24 protein-coding genes are annotated in these 26,516 nt (G+C 40.0%); 9 read left to right on the forward strand and 15 right to left on the reverse strand.

Features of this window, described 5'->3' with window-relative positions:
* Positions 1-110 precede the first annotated feature (110 nt).
* The 7 genes from HY063_11680 to HY063_11710 all read right to left on the reverse strand — a co-directional run bounded on the left by HY063_11680 (position 111) and on the right by HY063_11710 (position 9,285).
* The gene (locus HY063_11680; GenBank protein ID MBI3502441.1) at positions 111-3,368 is read right to left on the reverse strand and encodes a T9SS type A sorting domain-containing protein; all 3,258 of its coding nucleotides are present in this window, start codon (positions 3,366-3,368) and stop codon (positions 111-113) included.
* Between the two features lie 24 nt (positions 3,369-3,392).
* Positions 3,393-4,337: a hypothetical protein gene (locus HY063_11685; GenBank protein ID MBI3502442.1), complete on the reverse strand. Its 945-nt coding sequence runs from the start codon at positions 4,335-4,337 to the stop codon at positions 3,393-3,395.
* A 12-nt stretch (positions 4,338-4,349) separates the two neighbouring features.
* Positions 4,350-6,041, reverse strand: a complete 1,692-nt coding sequence (locus HY063_11690) for an SBBP repeat-containing protein (GenBank protein ID MBI3502443.1) — start codon at positions 6,039-6,041, stop codon at positions 4,350-4,352.
* Between the two features lie 50 nt (positions 6,042-6,091).
* Positions 6,092-6,253 (reverse strand): T9SS type A sorting domain-containing protein, encoded by a 162-nt coding sequence (locus tag HY063_11695; GenBank protein ID MBI3502444.1) that lies wholly within the window; start codon positions 6,251-6,253, stop codon positions 6,092-6,094.
* A gap of 36 nt (positions 6,254-6,289) precedes the next feature.
* Positions 6,290-7,465: a hypothetical protein gene (locus tag HY063_11700; protein ID MBI3502445.1), complete on the reverse strand. Its 1,176-nt coding sequence runs from the start codon at positions 7,463-7,465 to the stop codon at positions 6,290-6,292.
* 342 nt (positions 7,466-7,807) lie between these two features.
* On the reverse strand, positions 7,808-8,488 hold the full coding sequence (locus HY063_11705) for a hypothetical protein (protein MBI3502446.1): 681 nt from the start codon (positions 8,486-8,488) through the stop codon (positions 7,808-7,810).
* Between the two features lie 440 nt (positions 8,489-8,928).
* Positions 8,929-9,285, reverse strand: a complete 357-nt coding sequence (locus HY063_11710; GenBank protein ID MBI3502447.1) for a hypothetical protein — start codon at positions 9,283-9,285, stop codon at positions 8,929-8,931.
* 527 nt (positions 9,286-9,812) lie between these two features.
* Here HY063_11710 and HY063_11715 point away from each other — a divergent pair.
* Positions 9,813-10,697 (forward strand): hypothetical protein, encoded by an 885-nt coding sequence (locus HY063_11715; protein MBI3502448.1) that lies wholly within the window; start codon positions 9,813-9,815, stop codon positions 10,695-10,697.
* Here the strand turns inward: HY063_11715 and HY063_11720 are convergent.
* Positions 10,694-11,794, reverse strand: a complete 1,101-nt coding sequence (locus tag HY063_11720) for a c-type cytochrome (protein MBI3502449.1) — start codon at positions 11,792-11,794, stop codon at positions 10,694-10,696. The genes HY063_11715 and HY063_11720 overlap by 4 nt on opposite strands.
* Positions 11,795-11,806: 12 nt before the next feature.
* Positions 11,807-12,607, reverse strand: coding sequence for a hypothetical protein (locus tag HY063_11725; protein ID MBI3502450.1), 801 nt, complete (start codon positions 12,605-12,607; stop codon positions 11,807-11,809).
* Between the two features lie 190 nt (positions 12,608-12,797).
* Between HY063_11725 and HY063_11730 the strand changes: the two genes are divergently transcribed.
* From HY063_11730 to HY063_11745, 4 genes are all read left to right on the forward strand, one after another.
* Entirely contained in the window at positions 12,798-14,810 is a 2,013-nt protein-coding gene (locus tag HY063_11730) for a CocE/NonD family hydrolase (GenBank protein ID MBI3502451.1), read from the forward strand.
* A 751-nt stretch (positions 14,811-15,561) separates the two neighbouring features.
* Positions 15,562-15,768 (forward strand): hypothetical protein, encoded by a 207-nt coding sequence (locus HY063_11735; GenBank protein ID MBI3502452.1) that lies wholly within the window; start codon positions 15,562-15,564, stop codon positions 15,766-15,768.
* Between the two features lie 149 nt (positions 15,769-15,917).
* Positions 15,918-17,414 (forward strand): DUF5106 domain-containing protein, encoded by a 1,497-nt coding sequence (locus tag HY063_11740; protein ID MBI3502453.1) that lies wholly within the window; start codon positions 15,918-15,920, stop codon positions 17,412-17,414.
* 72 nt (positions 17,415-17,486) lie between these two features.
* A complete protein-coding gene (locus tag HY063_11745) occupies positions 17,487-17,594 on the forward strand; it encodes a hypothetical protein (protein MBI3502454.1) in 108 nt (35 codons plus the stop codon).
* Positions 17,595-17,733: 139 nt separating this feature from the next.
* Here the strand turns inward: HY063_11745 and HY063_11750 are convergent, their stop codons facing one another.
* Positions 17,734-17,943, reverse strand: a complete 210-nt coding sequence (locus tag HY063_11750) for a hypothetical protein (protein MBI3502455.1) — start codon at positions 17,941-17,943, stop codon at positions 17,734-17,736.
* Positions 17,944-18,010: 67 nt separating this feature from the next.
* Here HY063_11750 and HY063_11755 point away from each other — a divergent pair, with 67 nt between their 5' ends.
* Together HY063_11755 and HY063_11760 are read left to right on the forward strand one after the other, a co-directional pair.
* A complete protein-coding gene (locus HY063_11755; GenBank protein ID MBI3502456.1) occupies positions 18,011-18,562 on the forward strand; it encodes a hypothetical protein in 552 nt (183 codons plus the stop codon).
* 5 nt (positions 18,563-18,567) lie between these two features.
* A complete protein-coding gene (locus HY063_11760; protein MBI3502457.1) occupies positions 18,568-19,491 on the forward strand; it encodes an ABC transporter substrate-binding protein in 924 nt (307 codons plus the stop codon).
* A 22-nt stretch (positions 19,492-19,513) separates the two neighbouring features.
* Here HY063_11760 and HY063_11765 read toward each other — a convergent pair whose 3' ends face one another.
* The 3 genes from HY063_11765 to HY063_11775 form a co-directional block, all read right to left on the reverse strand.
* A complete protein-coding gene (locus HY063_11765; GenBank protein ID MBI3502458.1) occupies positions 19,514-20,527 on the reverse strand; it encodes a hypothetical protein in 1,014 nt (337 codons plus the stop codon).
* Between the two features lie 44 nt (positions 20,528-20,571).
* Complete coding sequence (locus tag HY063_11770; GenBank protein MBI3502459.1) at positions 20,572-23,670, reverse strand: hypothetical protein; 3,099 nt, start codon at positions 23,668-23,670, stop codon at positions 20,572-20,574.
* 99 nt (positions 23,671-23,769) lie between these two features.
* On the reverse strand, positions 23,770-24,483 hold the full coding sequence (locus tag HY063_11775) for a diphthine--ammonia ligase (protein MBI3502460.1): 714 nt from the start codon (positions 24,481-24,483) through the stop codon (positions 23,770-23,772).
* Positions 24,484-24,750: 267 nt separating this feature from the next.
* Between HY063_11775 and HY063_11780 the strand changes: the two genes are divergently transcribed.
* Positions 24,751-25,332: a zinc metallopeptidase gene (locus HY063_11780; protein MBI3502461.1), complete on the forward strand. Its 582-nt coding sequence runs from the start codon at positions 24,751-24,753 to the stop codon at positions 25,330-25,332.
* Positions 25,333-25,402: 70 nt separating this feature from the next.
* A complete protein-coding gene (locus tag HY063_11785; protein ID MBI3502462.1) occupies positions 25,403-25,858 on the forward strand; it encodes a hypothetical protein in 456 nt (151 codons plus the stop codon).
* A gap of 69 nt (positions 25,859-25,927) precedes the next feature.
* Here the strand turns inward: HY063_11785 and HY063_11790 are convergent, their stop codons facing one another.
* Complete coding sequence (locus tag HY063_11790) at positions 25,928-26,197, reverse strand: hypothetical protein (protein ID MBI3502463.1); 270 nt, start codon at positions 26,195-26,197, stop codon at positions 25,928-25,930.
* Positions 26,198-26,224: 27 nt separating this feature from the next.
* The gene (locus HY063_11795; protein ID MBI3502464.1) at positions 26,225-26,506 is read right to left on the reverse strand and encodes a hypothetical protein; all 282 of its coding nucleotides are present in this window, start codon (positions 26,504-26,506) and stop codon (positions 26,225-26,227) included.
* Between the last annotated feature and the right edge of the window lie 10 nt (positions 26,507-26,516).

Below are 26,516 nucleotides of genomic sequence, written 5' to 3' on the forward strand. Positions count from 1 at the left end.
AAAAATTGCCTGGGTGAAAACTGCCGTCATGGTTTTTGATTTTGGAGATGAGAATTGCTATCGAGATGAGAAAAAGGTTTTTCATTTAATATTTTTTAGTTAACGAAAAATTACTGTATCATTATTTTTTTCGTTGCAGTTCCTTTTTCGGAATTTACTTTGATGAAATAAATGCCTTGGGGTTTGTTTGATAAATCAATAGTGAGATTCATCGCTCCGATCGGAATGACACGCAGTATCATTTTTTCTCCTATGAGATTTGAGATTTCAATGTTTGAAAGTTTCTCTGAACATTGAAGTGAAATTACTCCGCTTGTTGGGTTGGGAGAAATAGTAAAAAGCAATCCATCAGCATAATTTGTTTGACCGTTTGGATTTGAAAATGTAATATGAATGGTATCGCTGCCCCAGCATCCTACGCTATCGTAAACTTCTACAATATATGTTCCCGTATCCGTTACAAAAATCGTCTGTGTATTGTCGCCTGTTGACCAGTAATATGTATTCCAAGGTCCGGGGTTTCCAGCATCAAGTATTATAGTATCACCCGGTGTTATTACCGTATCGTTACCGAGATTAACAAATGGACCAATTGTTAGAGTTTTTATTATTGTATCCACCCCGTCAACTATTAGCGTTACTGTATAATAGCCGGCAGAGTTAAAAATATGACATGCGTATAGTGAGCTGTCAATATTTGCAAAGCCAGAAGCGGTATCACCAAAATTCCAAACCCAATTTTGTCCGGGACAGGTAATTGGATCAGGATAAAAGCAAACCGAACTCCATGTACAAGAATCACTATAAGTAAAATTAGTAATAGTTTGTCCGGAAATTATCAAGGTTTTTATTATTGTATCTGTTCCGTTCACTATGAAAGTAACTGTATAGTTGCCGGGTGTATTATAAAAATGGCTAGGGTAAAGTGTCGTGTCAATATTTGCCGGACCGGAAGCAGTGTCTCCAAAATTCCAAAGCCAACTTTCACCTGCACAAGCAGAGAAAACGGGATTAAACCAAACCTGACTTCCCACACAAGAGTCACTATAAGTAAAATCAGTAATGGTCTGACCTGAATTAATTGTGACAGTATTTATTATTGTATCTCCACCATTCATGATTAACATGACTGTATATGTTCCGGCAGAAGAAAAAGTATGCAAAGGTGTCCATGAAGTATCAGTATTTGCAGGACCGGAAGCAGGATCGCCAAAATTCCAAAGCGTATTTAGCGCAGGACAAGTAGGCCAAGTAAGAAGATATGGATAAAACTGAATTGGATTTCCTGTACAATAACCACTATAATAAAGACCATAATAATTAAAATTAGAGGCAGGAGGAATACCACTTGTTGTTACATAAGCCGAAGTTGAAGGAGAAACGCAGCCATTGGTTAGGTTAACTGCCACATTGAAGGAGCCATAAGTATTAACGGTTATACTTTGTGTTGTTGCCCCATTCGACCAAAGATAATTGCTTCCGGCAGTTGCAGTTAATATTACACTGTCACCAGGACAAATAATAGTTGTTCCGCTTGCAGAAATTCCTGCCTGACAGGTATCTGTCCATTCCCAAAAATCTTTCAAATAACCTGCATAATTACCTGTTCCTATATATCCTTTATTTCCTATGGAAAACCCGACTGCTTGCCAACGTGCTAGTCCACAGAAGTTGGATATTTGTTTCCAAGTATCTGTTGCTTGGTTCCATTGCCACACATCCTGTTTTTCTCCGATTGAATCAACGCCTGTTCCTATATATCCTTTTGTGCCGATAGAAAAACCTACAGCAAATCTTCTTTTCGTTCCTCCAAAGTTTGCCTTTTGCACCCAAACATTTGTTGCTTGTTCCCATTCCCAGAAATCATTGAAGAAAGTAGTACCGTTAAGTCCAGTTCCAATATATCCCTTGGTGCCGATTGAAAAGCCAACAGGATTTTGTCTTACTACGCCAAGAAAGTTTGCTTTTTGTGTCCAGGTATTGTAGGATGGGGAAGCCATGTCGCCATCCCACTCCCAAAAGTCACTTCTTAAAGAATCATCATCTAAGCCCGTTCCTATATATCCTTTTTTACCTATGGAAAATCCAACAGCAAAATATCTTCCAGTTCCTCCAAAGTTGGCTTTCTGTGTCCACATATTTGATGCTTGATCCCATTCCCAAAAGTCATTCAAATTATTTGGAAATTTATATCCAGTACCTATATACCCTTTTTTTCCAATAGAAAATCCCACAGCATAACCTCTTCCTATTCCTGGAAAATCTGCCTTTTGAGTCCATGTATCTGTTACTTGATCGTATTCCCAGAAATCATCTGGATTGCTGCCCGATGCAGTACCAATGTATCCTTTCAAACCAATAGAAAATCCAACAGCGCCATCTCTTGCATTTCCGCCAAAGTTTGTTTTTTTAATCCAGTCGCATGGAGGAGGAGGAGCCGGTGGATTCAATTCCCAGAAATCCTGAAGAGAAAAACCTGATGAGTTATCATGTCCTGTGCCTATGAATCCTTTTGTGCCTATAGAAAAACCAACAGCATGGTCTCTTTTTGCAACAGATGCTATTTGCGTCCAGTTATCATATCCTGGATTGTATCGCCAACAATCGAACAATGAGGCGCCATTACTATTTGCTTCGCCAGTACATATTAATCCTGAATTTCCGATTGCAAAACCAACTGCATTTTTTCTTGATGTTCCGCCAAAGTTTGCTCTTTGTATCCATGTATCTGTAGTTTGATTCCATTCCCAAAACTGATTGCCATTATTTCCGGTTCCTATATACCCTTTTGTTCCGATAGAAAATCCAACTGCACCATAGGCAGCAACGCCACCGAAATTCGATTTTTGAATCCATATATCGCTTGCCTGATCCCATTCCCAAAAATCATTATATGTATTTGACAAATCTTCTCCAGTTCCGATGTATCCTTTTGTTCCGATAGAAAAACCTACGGCATATTCGCGTGGCGCTCCTCCAAAATTAGATTTTTGCGTCCAAATATTTGTTGCCTGATTCCATTCCCAGAAATTATTTGTATATCCTGTTCCGTCATATCCTGTTCCAACATATCCTTTTGTACCTATGGAAAAGCCAACCGCCCCATAACTTCCGGTAACACTTAAACTGGCTTTTTGTGTCCATGAACCTGCAACTGTATCATATTGCCACAAGTCGTTCATGAAATTTCCAAGGTCATCATTACCCATTCCAATATAACCTTTAGTTCCAATGGAAAAACCAACCGCACCCTGTCTCAATCCTGCTCCATAAACCGCTTTCGGTGTCCATGTGCCTTGTGCTGTTGTCTGTTTGTGGACGACTGTTAAGAGGAGGGAAACTGTCGAGATGAGAAAAAGTTTTTTCATTTAATATTTTTTAGTTTTCTTTTTTTACTGCGGTTTATATTCATACCAATCTTTTGATTTTCCTGCGCCTGCTCTTTGTCCCAATCCTCCGAAAATACGATTGCCAATTGTAATTGCTATTGCTCCTTTATTGCCGCTGAAAATTCTTCCGAATTCTGTTACCTCATTTATAGCGGGATCGTACTCAAATAAATCTCGCGGAACTGTATTATCTCCGCATTCTCCGCCACCGAAATATGCTTTTCCTTTATATGTAAAGCAAAACTCTCCCCCGCATGTTTTGCCTTTATATTTTGTCTTTTCGCTCCATTGTCCAGAAACAATATCATAAGCATTAATAATTTTTTTTTCTGAATTTATAAAGTAAGCAATATTATCCGCTACAAAAATCTGCGAGCCGATTCCTTTTACATCAATTCCTGATTTCTTTGACCATGAATCAGCAGCTGGATCATATTCCCACACACCATAGTTTTCACGCTTGGTGAAAAAATGTCCGAAGTCAAGTACGTAACCTTTTCCTCCGGCTGTGAATCCGTTTGAAGGATAACCTCTGGGAAAATTAGATTTTTTTGTCCATTTATTTGTTGTGGGGTCGTATTGCCAGAAATCTGTTAACTCATCTTCTTTTTTAGAATCGGAAGATTTACCCGTCCAACCTGCTATTACATATCCTTTTCCTTCCAGAGAAAAACCAATACCGTTTCTATGCGCTAACGGCATATTTGCCTTCTGCGTCCATTTATCTTTTGCCGGGTCATATTCCCAAAAATCATTAGAAAGTTTCGAGCCGGAAAAAGAAGTTTGAGAAAGGTCGCCTGCACCTACGTAACCTTTATCTCCAATTGAAAAATAAATACATCCGCTTCTGCCTGAACCTGCAAAGTCCGCTTTAGGAATCCATGATTCATCATCCTTGGAAAAGAAACAACTGAAAATAAGAATGAGAAGAGAGTAATTTTTCTTCATGATATATTGATTTTATTCGGTTATTACTAATTTGTCTACTGATATGGTTTTGTTTTCTTCTGTCAGCCGAACGAAATACAGTCCGCTTGCGAGATTGTCGCGGTTGAAAGTGATTGTCTGTCCACGGAGATTTTTTATTTGCGCAACTGTCTGACCGAAACAGTTGTCCACCGTGAGAGTTGCGTTGTGTAAAAGATTGTCTGTCTGCAAAGTTGTCTGCGTGGAAAAAGGATTGGGAAAAATATTTATTGAATTATAAAAATAATTCTCCTCTATGCCTACGACTCCATTGAATTTGACAATAAAGATGTCATAAGTATTTCCAGTATTGTCTGCATTGGTTAAAGTAGTTGAGCCGAAAGTAATTGATGGGGCACTGAAAATACCTGTGGCGACAACATTTCCATTAGCATCGGCAGAACAATTTAATCCTTCGTCCGTACCGTTTCCTCCTGTTCTTACAGCCCAAATAGCATTACCAAAGGAATCGTATTTTGCAAAATAAATATCCATACTACCTGCACTAGTTATAGTATCTGTTCCAAAAGTAATAGTGCCAAGAAATTCTCCAGTTAAATAAATATTTCCGTTTTGGTCAGTGCAAATTCCATAACCCATACCTCCGCCACTGGTTTGCCATGCTTGTCCGCTTACTTTTGCCCAAAGAACATTTCCTGAAGAATTATATTTTGCAACGAAGGTTACGCCATTGTCAGTAATGAGTGAAATAGTATCTAATAATATAGTAGAACCTTGAAATTCTCCTGTTACATATATATTACCATTAATATCGCTTGTAATGCTATTGCCAAACTGAGAATATGATGTATTGCCCGCTCTTTTTGCCCATAATGAATTACCTGCATTATCATATCCGGCAATAAAAAAATCAGTGTTGGTTGTAGAAGAAGCATTTAATGTTGTTGAGCCAAATGAAAGTGTAGTGCTACGGAATTCTCCGGTTATGTATACATTTCCATTATTGTCAGCAGTAACGCTATGGGCAAAATCATCACCATTTCCTCCATTACCTTTTGCCCATAGTGCATTTATTTGAGAATCAAATTTGGCAACGAAAACATCTTGCGTATTAGAATTTGCGCTGTTGATTGTATATGAACCAAAGGTAACTGAATTGCTCTCAAAATTTCCTGTTATATAAATATTACCATTGCCAGATACATAGATGCCATGAGCAGTCTCCCACCATGAACCGAAACTTTTTGCTATAAGAATATTGCCTTGAGAATCATATTTGACAATAAAAAGATTTGAAATACCATTTTTTGTTAGTGTGGTTGAACCAAAAGTAATTGAAGTGCTATTGAAATTCCCCGTCACATATACATTACCGTTATTGTCAGTTGAAACACCTGCGCCTAAATCTCGTCCATTTCCGCTTGCGGATTTCGCCCAAAGTACATTTCCATTCGCGTCATATTTTACAAGATAAAAATCACCATATCCCGAACTTGTATTTGTTAAAGTAATACTTCCAAAAGTTATTGAGGGGCTCGAAAATTCTCCTGTCACATATATATTTCCGCTATTATCTATCGCAGTTCCATAACCAGCATCCCAACCTTGTGTTTGTATTCCTCCTGCGCTTTTTGCCCAAAGACAATTTAGTGATTGTGCATCTGTCTGCTTGTGCGCAGTTGTCAGCGCGAGAACTGCTGTCGAGATGAGTAAAACTTTTTTCATTGTCTTTGAATACTGTAAAGATAGAAAGTTGCTGTCAAACGTTGCATTGTTTATTTGTCCGCGATTACAAATTTGTCTACTGCGATTATTTTGCTGTCTTGTGTCAGCCGAACGAAGTACAGTCCGCTTGCGAGATTGTCACGGGAGAAAACAACCGTCTGCCCGCTAATATTTTTTATTTGTTTTACTGTCTGCCCGAAACAGTTGTCCACAGTGAAAGTTGCGTTATAGAAAAGACTGTCTGTCTGCTACCACCACCAACTATAATCTTTTATAGGAAGTTTTTTATAAATACTTTCTATTGAATCTTCTCCTTGCAGACCTTTTAATAAAAGCGAACTATCTTTATCATTGTAAAAATAAGTACCCGTGAAATTATTAATGTGATTAGTTTTTGCAGAGTCCTGATAAATCGGATTAATTTTAACAGAGTCATTTGCGGCATTTTCTCTATACAGCAATCCTGTTGCATTTGCTTCAACATTATTTTTATCTTTTAATGTATTCCAGTCATCCGATTCAATATATAGTTTTTTCCAATAATTATAATTTGTAACATCTAAATTCTGTAATACTGAATTTGTTTTTAATTCAGTAATTTGAAAAATTCCGCAAGAGAGTTTTTTATCTTTATTCATATTTATTTTTGTTTTGTGATAAATGCGGGTCGCCAAAGGATAAATTACACAAATCCAAAACAATATTTTTCCTGCTTTAAATAATTTGTTTGTGAATTGATTTGAATCTATTGCACTTGTTTTCTCAGATAAAATGTTCCAGATAATTTTTAATTTGTCAGGATAAGAAATAATAATATATATTGTCATTATAAAAATAAGTACAGATGTCAGCAATGTTGCGTACTGAAAATCATTAAAAGCATTTATCATTACTACATTTCCTGCGACAGGTATCATCAAAATTGCACCTAACAACATCGTTTTTCGAAACATTAATAAACAAGATGGTATTAATTCCATAAGAGATATTATCAATATCTGCCAATTTGATCTGCCATAGAAATAGCTCATGAGAGCCCACGGATTCGCCTCACGCATTGGCGCATCTAAATAATAATAGGATACATCCATTTGTTTGTGCGTAAGTTTTACAACTGCGTAAAAAAACATGATGTAAGCAGAAGTAAACCTGATTATATTAATAATAATATTTTTAAATATTTCTGCTTTTGGTGGATTTGTATGTTCCAGACTTTTCCATTTGAATGAAATAATGAATGAAATAATTAAATATGAAATAGGAAATAGTATGCTTCCGATTCTGTCTTTATAAGCCCAATCTAAAGGCCAATCCATGAAACCTATGAAGTTTCCCAGGAAATAACTTATTCCCAAAGGAAAAATGCAAGCCAATGCCAGAAAAATTCCTAAACATTTATAGAGGTAACTGGTTTGAGTTTTCATTCAAAATAATTTTGTTTTTATGGCAGTCAGTTTGTCTGTTTGCGAGTACTGTCGAGTGTTGTATTGTCTTTTTGTATTTGGGCATTATTGCCAACGTTCCGCGGGCATGCGAAGTGCGGGATTAAAAAGCACTTCACTGTCCGCGAGAACAAATATAATTAAATACTGAAAACATTTTTTCAAAATGTAAACCCGCATTGCGCACGCCCGCTGTTAGGCACTGGGCATTTTGTCTACCGATGGCGGAACTGTCTACGGAGAAATAATTGTATTTAATTGCTTTTGTGTCTGCCGAGATTTTTTGTATGCTGTCCATCGAGTGCGAAACTGTCGAGCGAAAAACTACTTGCATAGAATTTTATAATTAAGTCCAAGTGCAAAGCCGTAATTTACAATGTTTGGAAAAGTACTGTGATTAGGAAAGAGATGATGTGCAGCATCTACTTTTGTACTTAATATATTTTGAAGCAGTCTTGCCTCAACAAAAAAAGAAAATTGTTTTGTAAATTGTTTTTCTAAACCTATTGCAGAAATTGTCCCGAAATTTATTTTTCTGTCTGCACTTGCATCTCGTATGAAGCCATTGCCTTGTTTGCTGTATCCGTCCAAAACACTTGTAGAGAATAAATAGTCGGTATAAAAACCTATTGAAAAATAAAAAAGTCTCGTGTCATACCGTAAACAAATTGGTAAACTAAGATTGTGATAACTGATAGGTAAAGTATAATATCTGCCGAAAGGAAATGCAGTGTCTGGAATGAAGTAAGAATTTTCATATACATTATTATAGTAATATAGTCCGCTTTCTAAACTGAAGTTTGATTTTTTAATTCTGTCAATGATTTGAATGCCTCCGCTGTAAGCCGGATACATTTCAGGTGATATTGCTCTATCACCACTTTTTTCAGAAATAAATTTTCCTCCTATTTTAAATTTATAATTGTCGGTAACGATGATTGTGTCCTGGGAGTGCGCAACTGTCAACCCGAAAACGACTGTCGAGACGAGGAGAAGTTTTTTCATTGTCTTTGTGAACGGTCAACCGAGGGAAAAATTGTCTGCCGATGCACTGCGTTGTCTGGTTTTTTGCCTTGTGCCTAACTTCCGGCTTGCCACACCTCCAACCGATTGTAAATGTTTGTTTTCGTTTGCAAGTGTTTGTAAATGCAAATATATCAATAGAACTTACGCAGTTTATGGTTTTTAGTTTATTAGTTTTAGTTTTTCAGTTAGTGGTTATAGTTTTCATCTCGAACTAAAACCAGAAACTAATAAACCGTAACCAAAAACCAACAAACTATAAACTATGCGTAAGTCCTAATCAATTATCTTTTTTTTGCAAAGGGCAGGGGAGAGCAGAATTTTTTCTTCCAAGCATCAAGTCCCAAGTCGCAAGTCCCAAGAAACAGCAAACAGCAATGGCTGTTCCCTTGGAATTTGGAACTTGGGACTTAACTATTTCTTTATTTCTTTTCTCCTTCCAGTTTCTTTATTTCTTCCTCCGTTTCCAGCGCGCATAGGGCAAATTCTTTTCTGCAGTGAAGCAAATATTCCATGTATTGTTCGCGTGTAATTATTTTTTTATCGTACCCCCATTTGGCAACCTGGTGCTGCGGTGTGTTAAAGCGCATGAAACTACACGCCACAATGCTCTTGGTAGGGCGCTTGTATTTTTGAATAGCGGTTTTTACGCGGTTGGTAATGTAGTTTTTTTTCTTCTTCAGAATATCTGTCGCTTCCTGGTCGCACTTTGACCATATAAGGGCAAGATAAACTTCCTCTTCAGTGGAATCTAATAAATTTTCTTTTACTTTCAGCATATAAAATTGTTTGTAGGTTTCTGAAAAAATACAATTTCACGTGCTGAAATTTTTTACGATTAATCGTAAGCCGATTTTCTGTTCCTGATTATTTAATCGTTTACTATTGCCGCGTTTTAGAAACGATACCAGACAAAACAGAGTTTCAGAATGAAAACGAATAGGGGAGGCAGGCAACAATGGGTTTTTCTCCCTTCGTATGCAGCAATAGAATGAGAGAGATAAAAGATAGAATGAATACATTGAGAAACACATTCAGTACATTAAAAGACATAATGAATGCATTGAGAGATACATTCAGTACATTAAAAGACACCATGAATGCATTGAGAAACACATTCAGTACATTAAAAGATAGAATGAATACATTGAGAGATACATTTAGTACACAAAAAGACATAATGAATACATTGAGAGATACATTTAGTACACAAAAAGACATAATGAATACATTGAGAGATACATTTAGTACACAAAAAGTCATAATGAATGCATTGGGAAACACATTTAGTATACCAAAAGACACAATGAATGCATTGGGAAACACATTCAGTACACCAAAAGACACCATGAATGCATTGGGAGGCACATTCAGTAAACAAAATGCTGCAATGAGCGCACCGAAAGTCATTTTTATAGGACGTACGCAAAACGGTGTCATTCCGAGCACATTCACTTCGTTCAGTGTAAACTCCGCGAGGAGATTTCTCCCTATGGTCGAAATGACACAAATGAAATTTATATTGTTGCCCGCTTCTCTTCTGTTCGCGGTTTTTATTTTTACCGGCTGCGAAAAGCAGCCCATTGCTGATTTCACTTCTTCCAGTTATTATTACCATGCGGGAGAAACCATTCACTTGAAAAACACTTCGCTTGATGCAGAGAGTTATAAATGGACAGCACCCGATGGAAACACCTACACCACGCAGGATTTGGATTACAACTCCGATGTGAACGATACCAGCAGCACCTTAAAATTCACACTCGAAGTTTTTTCAAAGAAAGGAAAGAAGAGCAACTCCGTTACAAAGTCAGTTCAACTGAAGCAAGCCATTCTGCCGACAGATTTTTATTCGGTGGGCGGCACCGTATACAAGCCGAATGATAAGAGTTTGAATAAAAATTCCTTCTACTGGTGGATTGAGGCATCAATATCCACCTCCAATTCAGTATTCATTGAGTTTAATGGAACCAATCCACCGGCAGCAGGAACTTATTCTGTGACTGATTACAGCCCAAGTCCTGGTCAGGCAGAAATACAAATAAAAGATGCAACAGGTTATCATTATTCCAACACTGGAACTCTTACAGTAACGGTTCCGAGTGCCGGAATAGTGCGAGCAGTGTTTACTAATCTTCCTGATTATTATAATTCCAGCATTCTGCTTTCAGGAGATATAACCGTTCGCTAAAACGGATTTGAAAACTTAGGGTCGGTAGCAAAACTCACATCGGTGAGTGTTTTCAGAAATGCTTCGAGGGCTTTCTTTTCATCTTCGGTTAAATTTAATTTCACCACCGGAAATGAACTGAAATTGGGAGGAACAACTGAGGCTGTATCGACACTGGGAAAATCCCTGAACACCCAACTTAAGTTTTTACTGTCCTGAATGGCGTTGTCGTAATGGTCAATTACTTCGCGCAGCGTGTTGTATCTTCCATCGTGCATGTAAGGCGCAGTGAGTTCAATGTTGCGCAAAGTGGGCACGGCAAATTTTCCATCGTCAGTTGAATTGCCGGTGATTCTCGCTCTTCCTTTATCGGCATAAATCACTTCCAGCCCTATGTTTTCATAATCGGAAACATAGCCGTTGAAATCACCTCCGTTATGACAACTATAACATCTTCCTTTGCCTTCAAAAACAGTTAAGCCCTGTTGTTCCAGCGGTGAAAGTGGAATCCCCTGCCATTGAAGATCCCATTTGCTGTTGTTCGAATAAAGATTTGCTGCAAAGGCAGCCAGCGCATGGCGTATGCGGTATACATTGATTTCAGAAGTGCCGTATGCTTTGGTAAACAAATCGGGATAATAGGAAACCATGGAAAGTTTTGGCGGCAAAATAGTCAAATCGAAAACATGCATTTCGAGTTTGTTCATTACGGGCATAAACACAGCGGTATCGAAATTAGCCGCTCTTCCGTCCCAGAATTTATTATGCTCTGGCGAACTTAAAACAGTGGAAGCGTTTCTTCCGGTCAGTCCGTTATCCAGCCCTTTGCTGAACTGGTGGTTGTCGGCAAAAGCGAATGCCTGTTTATGGCACGAGCCGCAGGAAATGGAATTGTTGAGCGAAAGGTTGCGGTCATAAAATAAAACTCTTCCCAGAGTGGCAAGGTCATTATCTCCGTTAAAGTATTGATATGGCTGCGCGGGAAGTTTGGGCTGAGCAGGAGAACCGTTCACTTTTAATTCTTTTTCCTTGAAACAGGAAGTGAAAAAGATAAACAGGCAAAGGATGCAAGCAAGGATGGCGGGGATGATTTTGGGAAATGAAAAAAATGTTTTCATCTTTATATGTATTTAAAACTTTAATGCCAGATAAAGAGTAACAGGAGCGATAACCGATAGTTTCATGGTTTTGTTGGTGGTGATTTGTTTGCTGTCTTCCGAAACATAGTTGCCTGAAAAATCTAACAGGTTCTGATATGAATCGGTGTTTTCCGTTTGTGTTGTGTATTGAAAGTACAACGGCATTTCGGTGAACAAACTTAATTTCTTTGCAATAAAAACCTGGAATCCGAAAACAGGACCGCCTCCGTATGCCATTGTTTTTATCTCATCGGTTGTTTTCAAATACTCGTATTGCGTTGGCAGATTGTTAAACACCTGTGAACTCTGCGAGTTTGAACTTCCGACCTGCCCGGCAAAATCCAAACCGGCATAGCCCATAATTCTCTTATCAAAAGAATGCCTGCATTCCCATCCGATGCGGTAAAAAACATTTCTTGAATTGTTAATGGTAGGCACCACCGGGTCGGGACCGGGAATCACAGCAGGATTTGTACCGCTGGTGGTAACAGTGGTAGAAGATTCAGACGAAGAATTATTAATGGTAATGCCCGCGCCTGCCCGAATCGCCCATTTATCTTTGTGAATTAATTTATACGTTAAATCATACGGAAGCGTTGTAAACGTACTGCTTGATAAATTAAAAACCTGCTTCATGAAAAGAGTCATGTTAGCGCCCACCTCGTGGCTGAATGCGCACGAATGGCGGCACTGTTTTTTTGCAGTGTCTTTCACCGCAGATACTTTGCTCGTATCCTGCGAAAAAGATTTTACTGCAAGCAAAATAAAAACGAAGAGAATTATTTTTTTCATAATGAAGAGGTAGGAATCTGAAACAAATGTAGGCAAAGAATTTGTAATGAACAAATTCAATGGTTTTAATTTTTCAACTCTCTCTTCTTATTTCTTTTATAGTGTGTACGATAAATTTTCTTTTGATTCTCGTCTCTTCAGTTACTTCTGCTACTTTTGCGCCATGCAAAACAAGAAAATCAGATGTTTGATGTTAGAGGTTAGAGGTTCAACTTCAAACTTCAAACTTCAAACCTCTGACTCCAAACGGCTGTTTTGTATTTCCCTTATTTCCTTATTCCCTTACTTCCTTATCCCTTCCTCTGCGCAGGACTCTGCATGGACAGTAAATAATTATTACAAGATGGAACGAATGCTCCCCATGCGCGATGGAGTAAAACTTTTCACTTCCATTTATATTCCAAAAGATTCCTCCACCAAGCATCCCATCATGCTCACGCGCACGCCTTATTCCTGCGCGCCTTACGGCTCAGCCAAATTCAGAGACCTCTGGACAAGAAACACCCGGGTTTATCTCAAAGAAAAATATATTATAGTAATTCAGGATGTGCGCGGAAGGTATATGAGCGAAGGCGAGTTTGAAGATATAAGACCCTATAATCCAAAAGCCCATTCCTCCCCTAACGGGGGAGGTCAGGAGGGGGCAGTGGATGAAGCCAGCGATACGTATGATGCCATTGACTGGCTCATAAAAAATATTCCCACCAGCAACGGCAATGTGGGCGTGAGCGGAATTTCTTATCCCGGATTTTATTCCACCATGGCAGCGCTCAGCGGTCATCCCGCGCTGAAAGCCGTCAGCCCCCAGGCACCCGTCACCGATTGGTTCATTGGTGATGATGTGCATCACAAAGGCGCATTCTTCGTGATGGATGATTTTGACTTTGATTATTTCTTCGGGCAGCCGCGCCCCAAACCCACTTCGCAAGATGCAAAGGGCTTTGAGTATCCCACCGAAGACAACTATGATTTTTTTCTCCGCGAAGGCACACTGAAAAATTTAACGAAGCATTACATGGGCGATACCATGAAGTTCTGGCAGCAGGAAATGAATCATTCCAACTACGATGAGTTCTGGAAAAAGCACACGGTAACGTATTCCTTATATAGTGTAAAGCCCGCCATGCTCCTTACAGGCGGATTGTTTGATGCGGAAGATTTATGGGGCACGTGGAATGTGTATAAAACCATTGAGAAGCAAAGCCCGTCCACCGTAAATAAAATCTGCATGGGTCCCTGGTCTCATGGCGGATGGGCGAAAGGCGATGGAAGCAAACTCGGAAATGTTCAGTTCGGAAGCAAAACATCGGAATGGTATTTTCAGAATGTGGAACTTCCATTCTTCAATTATTATTTGAAGGGAGAAAATGTCCCCCTTAACAAAGGGGGAAAGTCCGAAGGACAGGGGGATATTCCGGCTGAAGCCACCATTTTCATTACCGGAGAAAACAAATGGAAAACATTTTCCGAATGGCCTCCGAAGAATTCGGAAGAGAAAAAAATTTATCTCGGTGAGAAAGACGAATTATCTTTTACCAAGCCCTCTGCCGAAAAAGGTTTTTCGGAATACGTGAGCGACCCCGCGCATCCTGTTCCCTATACCGAAGATGTTCACCTGCACCGCACCACTGCCTACATGAGCGATGACCAGCGCTTTGCCTCGCGAAGAAGCGATGTAATAACTTTCAAAACCGAACCGCTGAAAGAAGAGATAACATTAACAGGACCTGTGATTGCCGATTTGTTTGTAAGCATTTCCACCACCGATGCCGATTTTGTGGTGAAGTTGATTGATGTTTTCCCAGATGATTTCAAATACGATACTTTGAAAACAAAAGTTACCCATGATAACAAACGGAATCCGAAAAAAGAATACCCGATGGGCGGCTATCAAATGCTGGTGCGCGCAGAAATCATGCGCGGAAAATTCAGAAACAGTTTCGAGAAAGCCGAAGCGTTTGTTCCCAATCAGATTTCCGAAGTAAAATATGAATTGCCCGATGTGGCGCACACGTTTCAGAAAGGGCATCGCATCATGGTGCAGATTCAAAGCAGTTGGTTTCCGCTCGCTGACAGAAACCCCCAGCAGTTCTGCGATATTTACCATTGTGATGAAAAAGATTTTGTGAAATCAACCATCCGCATTTATCACGATGCGAAGAATGCTTCTTCATTATTACTTCCTGTTTTGAAAAAGCAGTAATCATTTTTCGTTTTGTCATGAGCGAAGTCGAAGTGTCCCTTTTCGAAGATTTATCTACCTTTGCTTCATGAAAAAAATTCTTCTGCTTCTTTTTATTGCTTCTTTCATTCGCTGCGGCTCTTCCAAAGAAAATTCAATTTCGTTTTACAAAGTTCCGCTGGTATGCGGAGCCGATGATGAAATTGCCTGCGGCAGCCGCGTGAAGCCCTTGTTCATTGAAACCGGGCAACTGAAAGAAATCAAAGAATCGTGGGTGAACCGCAGGGGAACCGTAGTTGCAATTGTATGGAACGACCCTCTTTCGCAGGATGAAAAAGAAAAAATCATGCAGCCGCTTTTTCTCAAATATGAAATTGCCGCCACGCTGATTTCGGAGGAAGAAAAACTAAAACAACTTTCAGAAAGTTTTGCTGCCAGTGCAGCGCCTTCGCAGAAAGGGATGGATAAATGGTATAAGGGAATGGATGTGGACCAACTGAGCATGGAAGAAGCGCATGCCATGGGCGATTCGGCAACTTTGTTTGCAGTAAAAGCAGGATTAATGAACGAGGCGGAAGCATCGTCCATTAAAAAAGAAATTGAGGACTATATGAAAACAGAATTGGTGAAAGTGCGAACGCTCAAAGAACTCATGAGCCCCGAAACCGATTTGAAATGGAAACAGCACGGCTACGAAATTTTTGTGAAGTACCTCGGCATTGATCGTGCCGAAAAAGCAAGAGATTATTATATGGACTATCAGAAAAAAATTATGCGCAACAATCACACAACCGAACAAAGTTCGCAATCGGAAATAACTTGTCCGTATTGCGGGCACAAGAAAACCGAAACCATGCCCACCGATGTATGCCTGCTGAAATACACCTGTGAGAATTGCAAAAAGGAAATCACCAAGAAAGAAGGCGACTGCTGCGTGTTTTGCAGTTACGGCTCAAAGAAATGCCCTTCGATGCAGTGATAGGATTCTGCCTCCCGCATAATTTAGTTTTCAATCAGGTTTGATTTTTGATTCAAAGCAAATATTAAATTTGCATTCCTTATGAAAAACAGCGTAAGCGAAATGGTACGAACAATGGTACGGATAACTAATCTTCTTCGAATCTGCGAATGAATACAAAATACAAAGAAAAATTACTTGGCTGTTATTCGAAGATTCGCAGCCAATTCGCTATCCGCACTCTCTGCCTTTTTCTTATTTCCTTATTTCCTTATTCCCTTATTCCTTCTCACGCGCAAGGTTATGTAATCAAAGGAAGAATTAAAGGATTGCACGACACGGTTTGCTATTTCGGAAATCATTACGGAGCCAAGCAATATGTGAGAGACACCGCCAGGGTAGATAAGAACGGCAACTTTGTTTTCAAAGGAAATAAAAAATTAGAAGGAGGAATTTATCTCATTGTTCCTCCCAGTAAAAAATATTTTGAAATGCTCATTGACAAAGAACAGGATTTTTCTTTTGAAACCGATACCTCCACAAAATTTGTGGAGCACATGAAAATAAAAAACTCGGAAGACAATAGTTTGTTTTATAAATATCTCACCTATATAAATGAAGAAGGAAGAAAAACAGAGCCGTTCCGGAAAAGAATTACCGAAATAAAAAAGGACTCGCTTGCTGCCATCTCCAAAAAAGATTCGTTGAAAATTCTTCAGGATAAAATTTCAGCCATTGACAAAGAAGTGCTCAAGTACCAGGATGATTTCATGAAAACACATCCCGCTTCTTTCCTCTCGGTAATTTTTAAAGCCCAGCGCGATGTGGAAATTCCCGAAGCGCCCATGCTTCCGAATGGAAGAAAAGATTCTACCTTTCAATATAAATATTACAAAGCGCATTACTGGGATAACCTTCCATTGTCGGACGGGCGGCTGCTGCGCACACCTATTTTTCACAACAAACTGAAATATTATCTCGATAAAATTATTTTGCAGCATCCCGATTCGCTGAACAAAGAATTGGACTGGCTGGTGGAGCAGACAAAAGGCGACAAGGAAATGTTCAAGTACATTGTCTGGTACGCCACCACCACCTATGAAACTTCCAACATCATGGGAATGGATGCCGTGTTTGTTCACATGGTGGATTTATATTACGCAACATGGAAAGCATACTGGGTGGATTCCACGCAAAACCAAAAAATAATTCACCGCGGAATGACGCTGAAACCGCTGCTCATAGGCAAACCGGCTCCGGTTATCATCATGCAGGATTCGCTCGATAAAAATATTTCTCTCTATGAAGTGAAATCAAAATACACGGTTTTAATTTTCTGGGACCCCGATTGCGGACACTGCCAGAAAATTGTTCCCAAACTGAAAGAACTCTACGATTCAAAACTCAAGGCGAAAGGAGTTGCGGTGTATTCTGTGGACATTGAACATGTGGATGAAAAATGGAAAAAGTTCATCAACGACCATAAACTCAACTTCATTAATGTGCACGATAAATACTCGCAGTATTTTCTCCGCGAGTTATTTGATATTTACAGCACGCCCGTTATTTACCTTCTCGATGAAAAAAAACGCATCAAAGCCAAGCGCCTCGATGTTGAACAACTCGATGGCTTCATTGACCATCTGGAAAAGATAAAGGAGAAGTAAAAGGCAAACCCTGCCCTAAAGGGAGTAAATGCAGAATGCAAAAAACGCCAGCAGCATTTAGAATATTTAGGAATAACTTTTATTCGCTTTACAAACCAACAAGTATTAACACAAATGGAATCTGTATTAGAAATGATAAAAGAAAAAATATTAGACATTATTCAGATTAGATATTTATAGAGGTTTGTCATTTCGAACCCTGCTTTGAGGGTGAGAAATCTCCCCCTGAATGAGGAGATTTCTCCCTTCGGTCGAAATGACAACATACACATAGTTTCTTATTTTGAAAATCCGGCTGCTCCTCCCTTTAGGGCCGGGGTCATTGCTTTTCCTCCGCCTTATACAGCACCGAAAAAATAAACAGCACGATTGCCGAGGCAACAAAAATTACGAGCAAGGTGGTTAATGACTTCTGAAGGATTTGCTCAATCTTGATGATGTCCCAGATGGCAAGAATGGAAATGATGGTGAAGAACAAAACAAGCGCAACCAGCGCCATGGCGGAAATTTTTCTGACGAGTGAAATCATTGTTTGAAAATTTAAAATTAAAAGTTAAGAATTAAGAATTATCTTTGTTCTTACAAAAATAAATAATATGCAATCAAAAATTTTCACTTCACGGTTTCTGTTCATAAGTATTGCAATTCTTGCTGCTGCGCTGTTTCGCCTTCTCCCCCACCCTTTCAACTTCACACCCGTTGGGGCGATGGCATTATTCGGAGGAGCGTATTTTACAAATCGCATTCTTGCTTTTGTTGTCGTGACAGCATCATTGTACCTCAGCGATTTAGTTCTCAACATTCACTACTTCGGCAAGTTTATTTTTTTGTACGATGGATTTTATTGGACTTACGCGGGATTTTTTCTCATCATCTTCATCGGGTTCTGGCTTTCTTCACGAATCAAATTGCAAAATATACTTGGCGCAAGTTTAATCGCATCCATTATTTTTTTTCTTGTCACAAATTTCGGATGCTGGCCAGGAAGCACAATTTATCCGCAAACATTCGGTGGACTTCTCGCCTGTTACGCAGCAGGCATTCCATTTTTCTCGAACACCATAGCAGGTGATTTATTTTATACTGCGGTTTTATTCGGCTCCTTTGAATTAGCAAAACGAAGATTTCCCATCCTTCAAGCAAAGTAAAAGTTGTGAAAGCTTGTTCCTTTCTTCCCGCTGCCACTAAGATGATTTATCAAATGGGACTGGAAGAATATTTATGTGGAGTAACTTTTGAATGTCCATCCGATAAACCAAAAGTAGTTCGTTCCTGTCTCGAAAATAATTCTTACAGCAGTGAAGAAATTGACCGAATTGTTTCGCAATCAAAAGCGCAGGGAAAAAGTTTGTATTACATTGATGAAAAATTATTAGAAGAAATTTCTCCCGATATTATTTTCACGCAGGATGTATGTGATGTGTGCCAGATTGATACGAGTTTTGTGCAGCGCGCCATAGCGAAATTGAATAAGCAGCCGCAGATTATCCCGCTGATTCCCCGCAACCTGAATGATGTATACGAGAATGCAATTACCATTGCAAAAACTCTTGGCAAAGAAGAAAATGCTTACCATCTTCTTGCTTCTATAAAAAAACGAACTGATAAAATTATTGATACGCTTCGTGCGAACAATGCACCGCTCAGAAGAGTGATGGTGATGGAATGGCTCAACCCGATTTATAATTGCGGGCACTGGATTCCTTACCAGATTGCGCAGGCGGGCGGAGTGGATATGCTTTCCAATCCTTCGGGATATTCGGTAATCACGGAGTGGGAAAAAATTTTACAATATAATCCTGAAGTATTTGTAATCGCTCCCTGCGGATTTCACATTGAGCGTTCCATGAAAGAAATAAATTCATTGACTTCAAAACCAAACTGGAATGAATTGAACGCAGTAAAAAATTCTTCTGTGTTTATTGCTGATGCAGATTTATTCACTTGCCCCAGTACCGCGCTGGTAGATGGAATAGAATTATTAGCCGCGCTTTTTCATCCCGATTTATTTTCTGTTCCCCAGCACCTAACACAAAAAGTAATTTTGCTGGAAAAAATTTCAGTTAATCGGTTCTAATATTCCTCTGTAAAAAATAATTTTATTTCAACAGCACTTTCACCGAATAACTTCCCGTGTTGCTGGCGTTGTAAACCGTTTCGTAAACGGAAAGAAACAACATCCCCGAACTTTGAACAGTGCCGTTGAATTTCGCTCCCGCTTTTAATACCGTTCCGGTTTCCCCTATTTTATAAACCACATTTCCATAGGTGGGATACGCAGAGCCGCCATAATCTCCCTCTCCGTAATCGTAATCGGTGGTGGTGGAAGTTGTGCTGCCGGCAACTTTTCCATCGGGCTTGTATTTATTGTTACTCAAACTGGCAAACGAAATTTCTCCGCTTGCAGTAATAGTTATTTTCTGCCCTTGCTTGAGCATGATTCCTGTTTTCAGCCAGCCGCCATTGCTGTTCGCGCTGATATGTTTTGAGCCGAGTAGAATGAAGTTTTTATCCGAGCCATCGCCAGTGGGAGTGTAAAGCACATCCACGTGTTTTATTTTTTCTTTGGGAATGGAAAGCATTCCGAATTCTGTTTTCAAATCAATTTTTTTCAAATCGTACCGCCCGCCCATCGTGTATTGCCCGTCAATGGTAATCACATCTTTATCGGAAACGCTTTCATCAATTCCGTAAATGGATTTTAATTCGCTCAGCGCGCTTTCGGGAGTGTAATCGGTAAATTCTGCCGGCTGGTATTTTTCGGAATAAATAAAATCACTAATCACTTGTATCGCGCCAACAGTCATCTTCGTCAATTCTTCGTAAGCGCTCTTGCGCATGTTTTCATCCGAGTTTCCCATCTGCTTGATGAGGTTGATTATTTTACTTTCGTTTGATTTATCGGAAGGAATTCCCAAATCAAGCGAAGTAACATTCTGCAAAGGGATTTCGAGTTTCCCGTAATCGGTAATGAGCGTAACATTTCCCATAGTGGTTTTACCGCTGAACGAACTTCCATCGCGAAGCGAAAGGCGGACTTCGGTTTGATTTTGAGAATATGTGATTACACCGATGAATAAAAGGCAAATGATTACACCGATAATTTTTTTCATTTTCTTGTTTTCGTATTTTTCGTACTATTTCGTTTTTCGAGGATTTATTTCGATTCGTTTTCAAACGCCACTTCCGAAATAGGTTCATTGTCTTTGTAGCAGTAAACTCCGCCCCAGTTATGAGTTACTTTTGTATAGACAGCGGCATCTTCTTCGCTGATGACCACTCTGCGCAAAACAGTTTTTCCGTTATCATTGAATTCCTCCTCGGTAACTCCTATCGGATATTTTGCGCGCAGTTCAGACACATATTGCTTTTTCTTTTCCTCGACATTCACAGGCGGAGGCGCTTGCTTCGTTTCTTTTTTTGTGTTCTGCGCCAACTGCGATGCCTTGATAATATCTTCTATCTGCTTTAATTTTTCCTTCGGATATTTTTCTTCGGGCTTAATGTCGGATGCCTGCTGGTAATTTGTTCTCGCTGCCGGATAATTTTTCATCTTGAAGAAATCATCTGCCTTGCCGATGGCAATCGCATAATTATTTTCCCGCTCTTTCTGCGCGGCAGCATCGGCTAAACCTTTTTCTAACTTTTCTATCTCGGCAAGTTTTTGTTTCGGATAGGGCTCATTGGGTTTATACGTGAGCGCTTCGTTGAAAGCGGCTTTGGCATTGGCATACGTTTTCGAATTGAATGCCAAATCACCGCGCGTGATTGCCGACTGGTAATTATCATTCAGCGTTTTGTCGGAAGCATTTTTAGCAGCAAGGTCGGCAAGAATTTTTTCAATCTCCGCAAGCCGGGTTTTCGGATACTGCTCCGCAGGTTTTATTCCGCTGGCATCGGTGTAAGAAGTTTTTGCAGCGGCATACTCTTTCGAAGTGAAGGCGGCATCGGCTTTCGCAATGGCGGCTTTGTATTTTGCATCGAGTTCTTTTTGCTTGTCGGCTGCTGATTTTGCAGCATCAAGGTCGGCAAGAATTTTATCTATCTCTGCGATTTTTTGCTTCGGGTAGGGTTCAGTTGGTTTGACCGCAAGCGCATCGTTGTAAGAAGTTTTTGAGTTGGAATAATCTTTTGCGGCAAAAAGTTTATCGGCTTTTGCAATTGCATCTTTGTACTTCTGCTCTTTTTCAGCAGCCGATTTCTGCGAGTCAAGGTCGGCAAGGATTTTATCTATCTCGGCAATCTTTTGTTTCGGATACGCTTCTGCCGGTTTCAAAGAAGAAGCATCGGAGTAAGAACTTTTAGCGGAAGGATAATTTTTCTGGGAGAAAAGATTATCCGCCTTCGCAATTAAATCTTTATACTTCTTGTCAAGTTCTCCTGCTTTTGCCATTTCAGCAAGGAGTTTGTCTATCTCGGCAAGTTTTGTTTTCGGATATTGCTCGGCAGGTTTTATTCCCGAAGCCAGCGTGTAAGATGTCTTCGCGCCCGCATAATCTTTGGATGCAAACGCGGCATCGGCTTTGGCAACGGCATCTTTGTACTGCTGTTCTTTTTGTTTGTCGGCTTCAAGCGCGCCAAGAAGTTTATCTATCTCCGCAATTTTCTGTTTAGGATATGCTTCATTCGGTTTTATTCCCGATGCTTCCGAATAAGCGCTGCGCGCATTGGAATAATCTTTTGTACCGAAGGCATTATCGCCTTTCGCGACAGCGGCTTTATATTTTTCATCGAGTTCTTTTTGCTTGGCGGCAGCAGCGGCACCGGCAAGAAGTTTTTCTATCTCGGCAAGTTTTTGCTTGGGATATGCTTCCGCAGGTTTTAATCCGCTCGCTTCCGTATAAGAAGTTTTTGCAGAAGGATAATCCTTTGAACCAAATGCGCCATCACCTTTCGCAACAGCCGCTTTATATTTGTCCTCAATATCTTTTTGTTTTGCCAAATCACCCAGCAGTTTATCAATCTCGGCAAGTTTTTGCTTGGGATATGCTTCCGCAGGTTTTAATCCGCTCGCTTCCGTATAAGAAGTTTTTGCAGAAGGATAATCCTTTGAACCGAATGCGCCATCACCTTTCGCGATAGCCGCTTTATATTTTTCATCAATTTCTTTTTGCTTGGATAAATCTCCCAGTAGTTTATCAATCTCCGCGAGTTTTTGCTTGGGATATGCTTCCGCAGGTTTTAATCCGGCTGCTTCCGTATAAGAAGTTTTTGCAGAAGGATAATCCTTTGAACCGAATGCTCCATCACCTTTCGCAACAGCCGCTTTATATTTTTCATCAATCTCTTTTTGCTTCGCCAAATCACCGAGCAGTTTATCTATCTCCGCGAGTTTTTGCTTGGGATATGCTTCGGCAGGTTTTAATCCGCTGGCTTCGGTGTAAGAAGTTTTTGCCAAAGCATAATCTTTCGCGTTAAACGCTCCGTCTGCTTTCGCAATGGCGGCTTTATATTTTACATCGAGTTCTTTTTGCGCGTTTGCATTGGAAAGTAACTTTTCGATTTCGGCAAGTTTTTGTTTCGGATAGGGCTCCGTTGGTTTCACATTGCTGGCTTCGGTATAAGATAATTTTGCATTGGCATAATCCGCACTTCCGAATGCTTTATCGGCTTTTGCAATGGCGGCTTTGTATTTGGTGTCAATCTCCAGTTGCTTCTGGGCTTCGAGCGCGGCATTTTTTGCTTTTTCCTGTTGTTCTTTCTCCACTTGTTTCTGCAACTCGGCAAGTTCGGCTAACTTCTGCTGAATGGACTCGGTGTATTTTTCATCGTAGTTAAAATTATTTTCCCCAGGAATATATTGGTAAATGGCAATGGGCGCGCTGAGAATTGCTTCCACGCGCTTGGCGACTTCGGGCGCGGTGGGCATTTCAAAAAGCGATACATCGGGCTCGAACGGATTGAAGTTGCCGGCTTCTGCGCGGTCGGCAGGAACATTGGCGGTAACGATTTTAAATTTCTTGGTTACATAGCCCGGCTTTGTTACGGCAATTAAATATTCTGCGTTAGGCGTAAGTTCAAAAGAAAATTTTCCGTTCGAAGTGGTAACAATCTGCTGAAGTTGCTGTCCGTTTTTGTAAAGCGTAACAATGGCTCCGGTTGCTTTTTGCTGCCCCGCCATTACTTTTCCATCTACGGGCATGGACCAGTTTTGGGAATAGGAAGAAGAAAAATTACAAAGAAGAGAAATAAAAAAAACAAGCAGCGCAGAGCGAAAAATAAAACCCTGTAAAATAGTATTCGTAGTTCTGTTCATTCGTAATTCGTAGGGCTGCAAATGTCGTCAAATTTATGAATTAATCTCATAGCGTTCCAACTTCCATGCCGAATAAAACGAACTTCATAGGGAAATGTTTCAATCCTTTTTCAACAAATCGCAAAACCAAAATCCTTTTGTTTGTGACTGAGGATGGTTAAAAGAGTGAGCGGTTTTTATTTCAAGCGGCTTGTAAATCTTTTCTCCTGCCTGAACAGAAACCGGAGAACTGAAAATGGGCCCATCAAAACAAAAAGTATGATACTCGCCATTTTCTCCGCAGGCATCCACATTGGAAGGAAGGGAAGAAAGAAAATGGATATCAATAATTTTTCCGGCAAATTCTTCTCCAAGATAGGCATCGTTGGTGCAGCAGATAATTGTTTTGAAATTCAGTTCGAGAAATTCTTTCAGCAGTTCTTTCGTATCTTTTTTCCATAGCGGAAAAACCCCCGTCATGTTTACTTTCGATAAATTATTTTCTCTGTATTGCCTCAAATCTTCCAGGAAAATATCTCCGAAGATTACGTGTTCAATTCCTTCCGATTTGAATTGCAGAAGCGTTTCTCCCATCTTCTTTTCATACTCCGCGTTTGTTCCTTCGCTCACATACATCTTTACTAAAGGAATTCCGGTTTGCTTCGCCTGCTCATCCAGCAATTCTTCACGAACTCCGTGCATGGAAATCCGCTTGAACTGTTCGTTCACATTTGTAAGCAGATATTTTACCTCAAATTCTTTTTCCTGAAAAACTTTATAGAGACACAACGCGGAGTCCTTTCCTCCGCTCCAGCACATGACAGCTTTTTTCATAATTCAAAAATAAAAGTATGTACAATACGTCATGTAATATACGGAGATAGTACAAACTGCCCGTTAAAATATGTTAAGAAGGAGTTGGACTCTGATTTGTTCTTACATTTACGTATTAGACATTATTCAGATTAGATATTTATAGAGGTTTGTCATTTCGAACCCTGCTTTGAGGGTGAGAAATCTCCCCCTGAATGAGGAGATTTCTCCCTTCGGTCGAAATGACAACATACACATAGTTTCTTATTTTGAACTTTGCGCTCGGGAATGAGCGGAAAAGAAGTGGCGGAAAAAATGCTCCGCGATAACGGAATCATGGATGTGAAAGTAACTTCCGTGGAAGGACAGCTGACCGACCATTATAATCCGCTGGAAAAAACCGTGAACCTCAGCAAAGAGGTCTACGAAGGAAGAAGCATTGCTTCTGCCGCAGTTGCCGCGCATGAATGCGGGCACGCAGTGCAGCACGCGCATGCGTATTCGTGGCTAACGCTTCGCTCCACGCTGGTGCCGGTGGTTAACTTCAGTTCAAAAGCGATGAACATAATTATTATTGCCGGATTTTTTCTGGGCGCATTGTATCATTGGTACAATCAAATGCTGCTCATGATTATTATTTTCCAGGGAGCAATCACCTTGTTTTCTTTAATCACCCTGCCCGTGGAAATGGATGCAAGCAAACGCGGGCTTATTTGGCTGAACTCCGCCAACATTGCGCGCGGTGATGAACACGCAAAAGCCGAAGACGCTCTCAACTGGGCGGGAAAAACTTATTTTGTTGCCGCGCTCGCTTCGCTCGCGCAGTTGCTTTACTTTATCATGCTGCTGATGGGAAGAAGGCGGAATTAAATTTAACGGTAATAATTTTTCTATTAACTTTGCGTCCTGTTTTCAACTTCAACCATTCATTTATTTCAAAATGAAACCAAAAAAAGAATCACTTTTAAGTGTTACACATTCTTCCGTTGGAATATCTATTCACAAACTTTTTATCTATTATTTCGATGCTGTCCCGTCTCAACTCGACATTTTTGGGTGTGACGGAGTGGCGCTGTACAAAACATTAAGAAAAAAACATGCAGGCGAAATACTACTGGAGTTTGAAGCCGCCATGTACGACATTAAGAAAAAAGAAAACGAAGATGATTTTTTTTCTAACCGCTGCCTTTATTCCACAAAAGAAATGATTGTGTCTGTCAACGATGGCATTTCTTATTTATATGTGAAGGAAAAAATTTTTTCGAAAGAGAAACTGCTGAAACTTGCAAAAGCGCATCCGGCTAAAAAAGACAAAAAAAATTCTCAAATAGGTTTTGGATTGGGCAATGGAAATACGGTAAAAGAAGAAGAACTCCTTGGCAGCGAGGAAGTATAAACATTGTTGGGTATAAGTCAGACCTGACGGTGCAGCAGGCAGGACTATTTTCAGCGTATTTTTCTCATTTCAGGTCGTAGTTGCTGCTTTGCAGATAAGAAAAATTATTTTGCTTATCTGCATAGCAACTTTGCAGAGAGTAGTTGCTGCTTTGCAGATACACATAGCCACTTTGCAGACCTGCATCGCTGCTTTGTAGAACTGCAAAACCACTTTGATGAACTGCAACACTGCTTTGCAGATAAGAAAAGTTATTTTTCTTATAGTAGTTGCTGCTTTGCTTATAGTAGAAATGACTTTTCCAATAGTAAAGAGCACTTCTCCTTTAGTAAAGAGCATCTTTACTACTTGCAAAGTGGTTTTTTTCTACGAAATCACAACATAGATGAAGTCAGTCCACTGGTAGTGGTCATCAGTGGTGTGGTTGAACAAAGGATGCCCCGCTTTGCTCAGGGCTATTTTTGAGGTGGTTTTGCTGGTTTTTGTTTCCGTAACGGTGGTTTTTTTGGTGTGTTTCACACTCGTTATGCTCGCATGCTGAATGCCGATGATGGCTGCGCTTGGCAGGTTGGAAATCACCGCATGGGCTTCGAGGGTAAAGAGGATGGGACGGAGCACGGCAGGGGCAATGCCTTTTGCGGTGGTCATGCCGTATCTC

Source organism: Bacteroidota bacterium (assembly GCA_016195025.1).
In the GTDB taxonomy this organism is placed as follows: domain Bacteria; phylum Bacteroidota; class Bacteroidia; order Palsa-948; family Palsa-948; genus Palsa-948.

What these genes read in the sequence shown, in the direction of transcription:
- HY063_11680 (MBI3502441.1), bottom strand. Translation starts at nt 3,368, where the DNA reads ATGAAAAAACTTTTTCTCATCTCGACAGTTTCCCTCCTCTTAACAGTC.
- HY063_11685 (MBI3502442.1), bottom strand. Translation starts at nt 4,337, where the DNA reads ATGAAGAAAAATTACTCTCTTCTCATTCTTATTTTCAGTTGTTTCTTT.
- HY063_11690 (MBI3502443.1), bottom strand. Translation starts at nt 6,041, where the DNA reads ATGAAAAAAGTTTTACTCATCTCGACAGCAGTTCTCGCGCTGACAACT.
- HY063_11700 (MBI3502445.1), bottom strand. Translation starts at nt 7,465, where the DNA reads ATGAAAACTCAAACCAGTTACCTCTATAAATGTTTAGGAATTTTTCTG.
- HY063_11705 (MBI3502446.1), bottom strand. Translation starts at nt 8,488, where the DNA reads ATGAAAAAACTTCTCCTCGTCTCGACAGTCGTTTTCGGGTTGACAGTT.
- HY063_11710 (MBI3502447.1), bottom strand. Translation starts at nt 9,285, where the DNA reads ATGCTGAAAGTAAAAGAAAATTTATTAGATTCCACTGAAGAGGAAGTT.
- HY063_11715 (MBI3502448.1), top strand. Translation starts at nt 9,813, where the DNA reads ATGAATGCATTGGGAAACACATTCAGTACACCAAAAGACACCATGAAT.
- HY063_11720 (MBI3502449.1), bottom strand. Translation starts at nt 11,794, where the DNA reads ATGAAAACATTTTTTTCATTTCCCAAAATCATCCCCGCCATCCTTGCT.
- HY063_11725 (MBI3502450.1), bottom strand. Translation starts at nt 12,607, where the DNA reads ATGAAAAAAATAATTCTCTTCGTTTTTATTTTGCTTGCAGTAAAATCT.
- HY063_11730 (MBI3502451.1), top strand. Translation starts at nt 12,798, where the DNA reads ATGTTAGAGGTTAGAGGTTCAACTTCAAACTTCAAACTTCAAACCTCT.
- HY063_11735 (MBI3502452.1), top strand. Translation starts at nt 15,562, where the DNA reads ATGCGCAACAATCACACAACCGAACAAAGTTCGCAATCGGAAATAACT.
- HY063_11740 (MBI3502453.1), top strand. Translation starts at nt 15,918, where the DNA reads ATGAATACAAAATACAAAGAAAAATTACTTGGCTGTTATTCGAAGATT.
- HY063_11750 (MBI3502455.1), bottom strand. Translation starts at nt 17,943, where the DNA reads ATGATTTCACTCGTCAGAAAAATTTCCGCCATGGCGCTGGTTGCGCTT.
- HY063_11755 (MBI3502456.1), top strand. Translation starts at nt 18,011, where the DNA reads ATGCAATCAAAAATTTTCACTTCACGGTTTCTGTTCATAAGTATTGCA.
- HY063_11765 (MBI3502458.1), bottom strand. Translation starts at nt 20,527, where the DNA reads ATGAAAAAAATTATCGGTGTAATCATTTGCCTTTTATTCATCGGTGTA.
- HY063_11770 (MBI3502459.1), bottom strand. Translation starts at nt 23,670, where the DNA reads ATGAACAGAACTACGAATACTATTTTACAGGGTTTTATTTTTCGCTCT.
- HY063_11775 (MBI3502460.1), bottom strand. Translation starts at nt 24,483, where the DNA reads ATGAAAAAAGCTGTCATGTGCTGGAGCGGAGGAAAGGACTCCGCGTTG.
- HY063_11780 (MBI3502461.1), top strand. Translation starts at nt 24,751, where the DNA reads ATGAGCGGAAAAGAAGTGGCGGAAAAAATGCTCCGCGATAACGGAATC.
- HY063_11785 (MBI3502462.1), top strand. Translation starts at nt 25,403, where the DNA reads ATGAAACCAAAAAAAGAATCACTTTTAAGTGTTACACATTCTTCCGTT.
- HY063_11790 (MBI3502463.1), bottom strand. Translation starts at nt 26,197, where the DNA reads ATGCTCTTTACTAAAGGAGAAGTGCTCTTTACTATTGGAAAAGTCATT.
- HY063_11795 (MBI3502464.1), bottom strand. Translation starts at nt 26,506, where the DNA reads ATGACCACCGCAAAAGGCATTGCCCCTGCCGTGCTCCGTCCCATCCTC.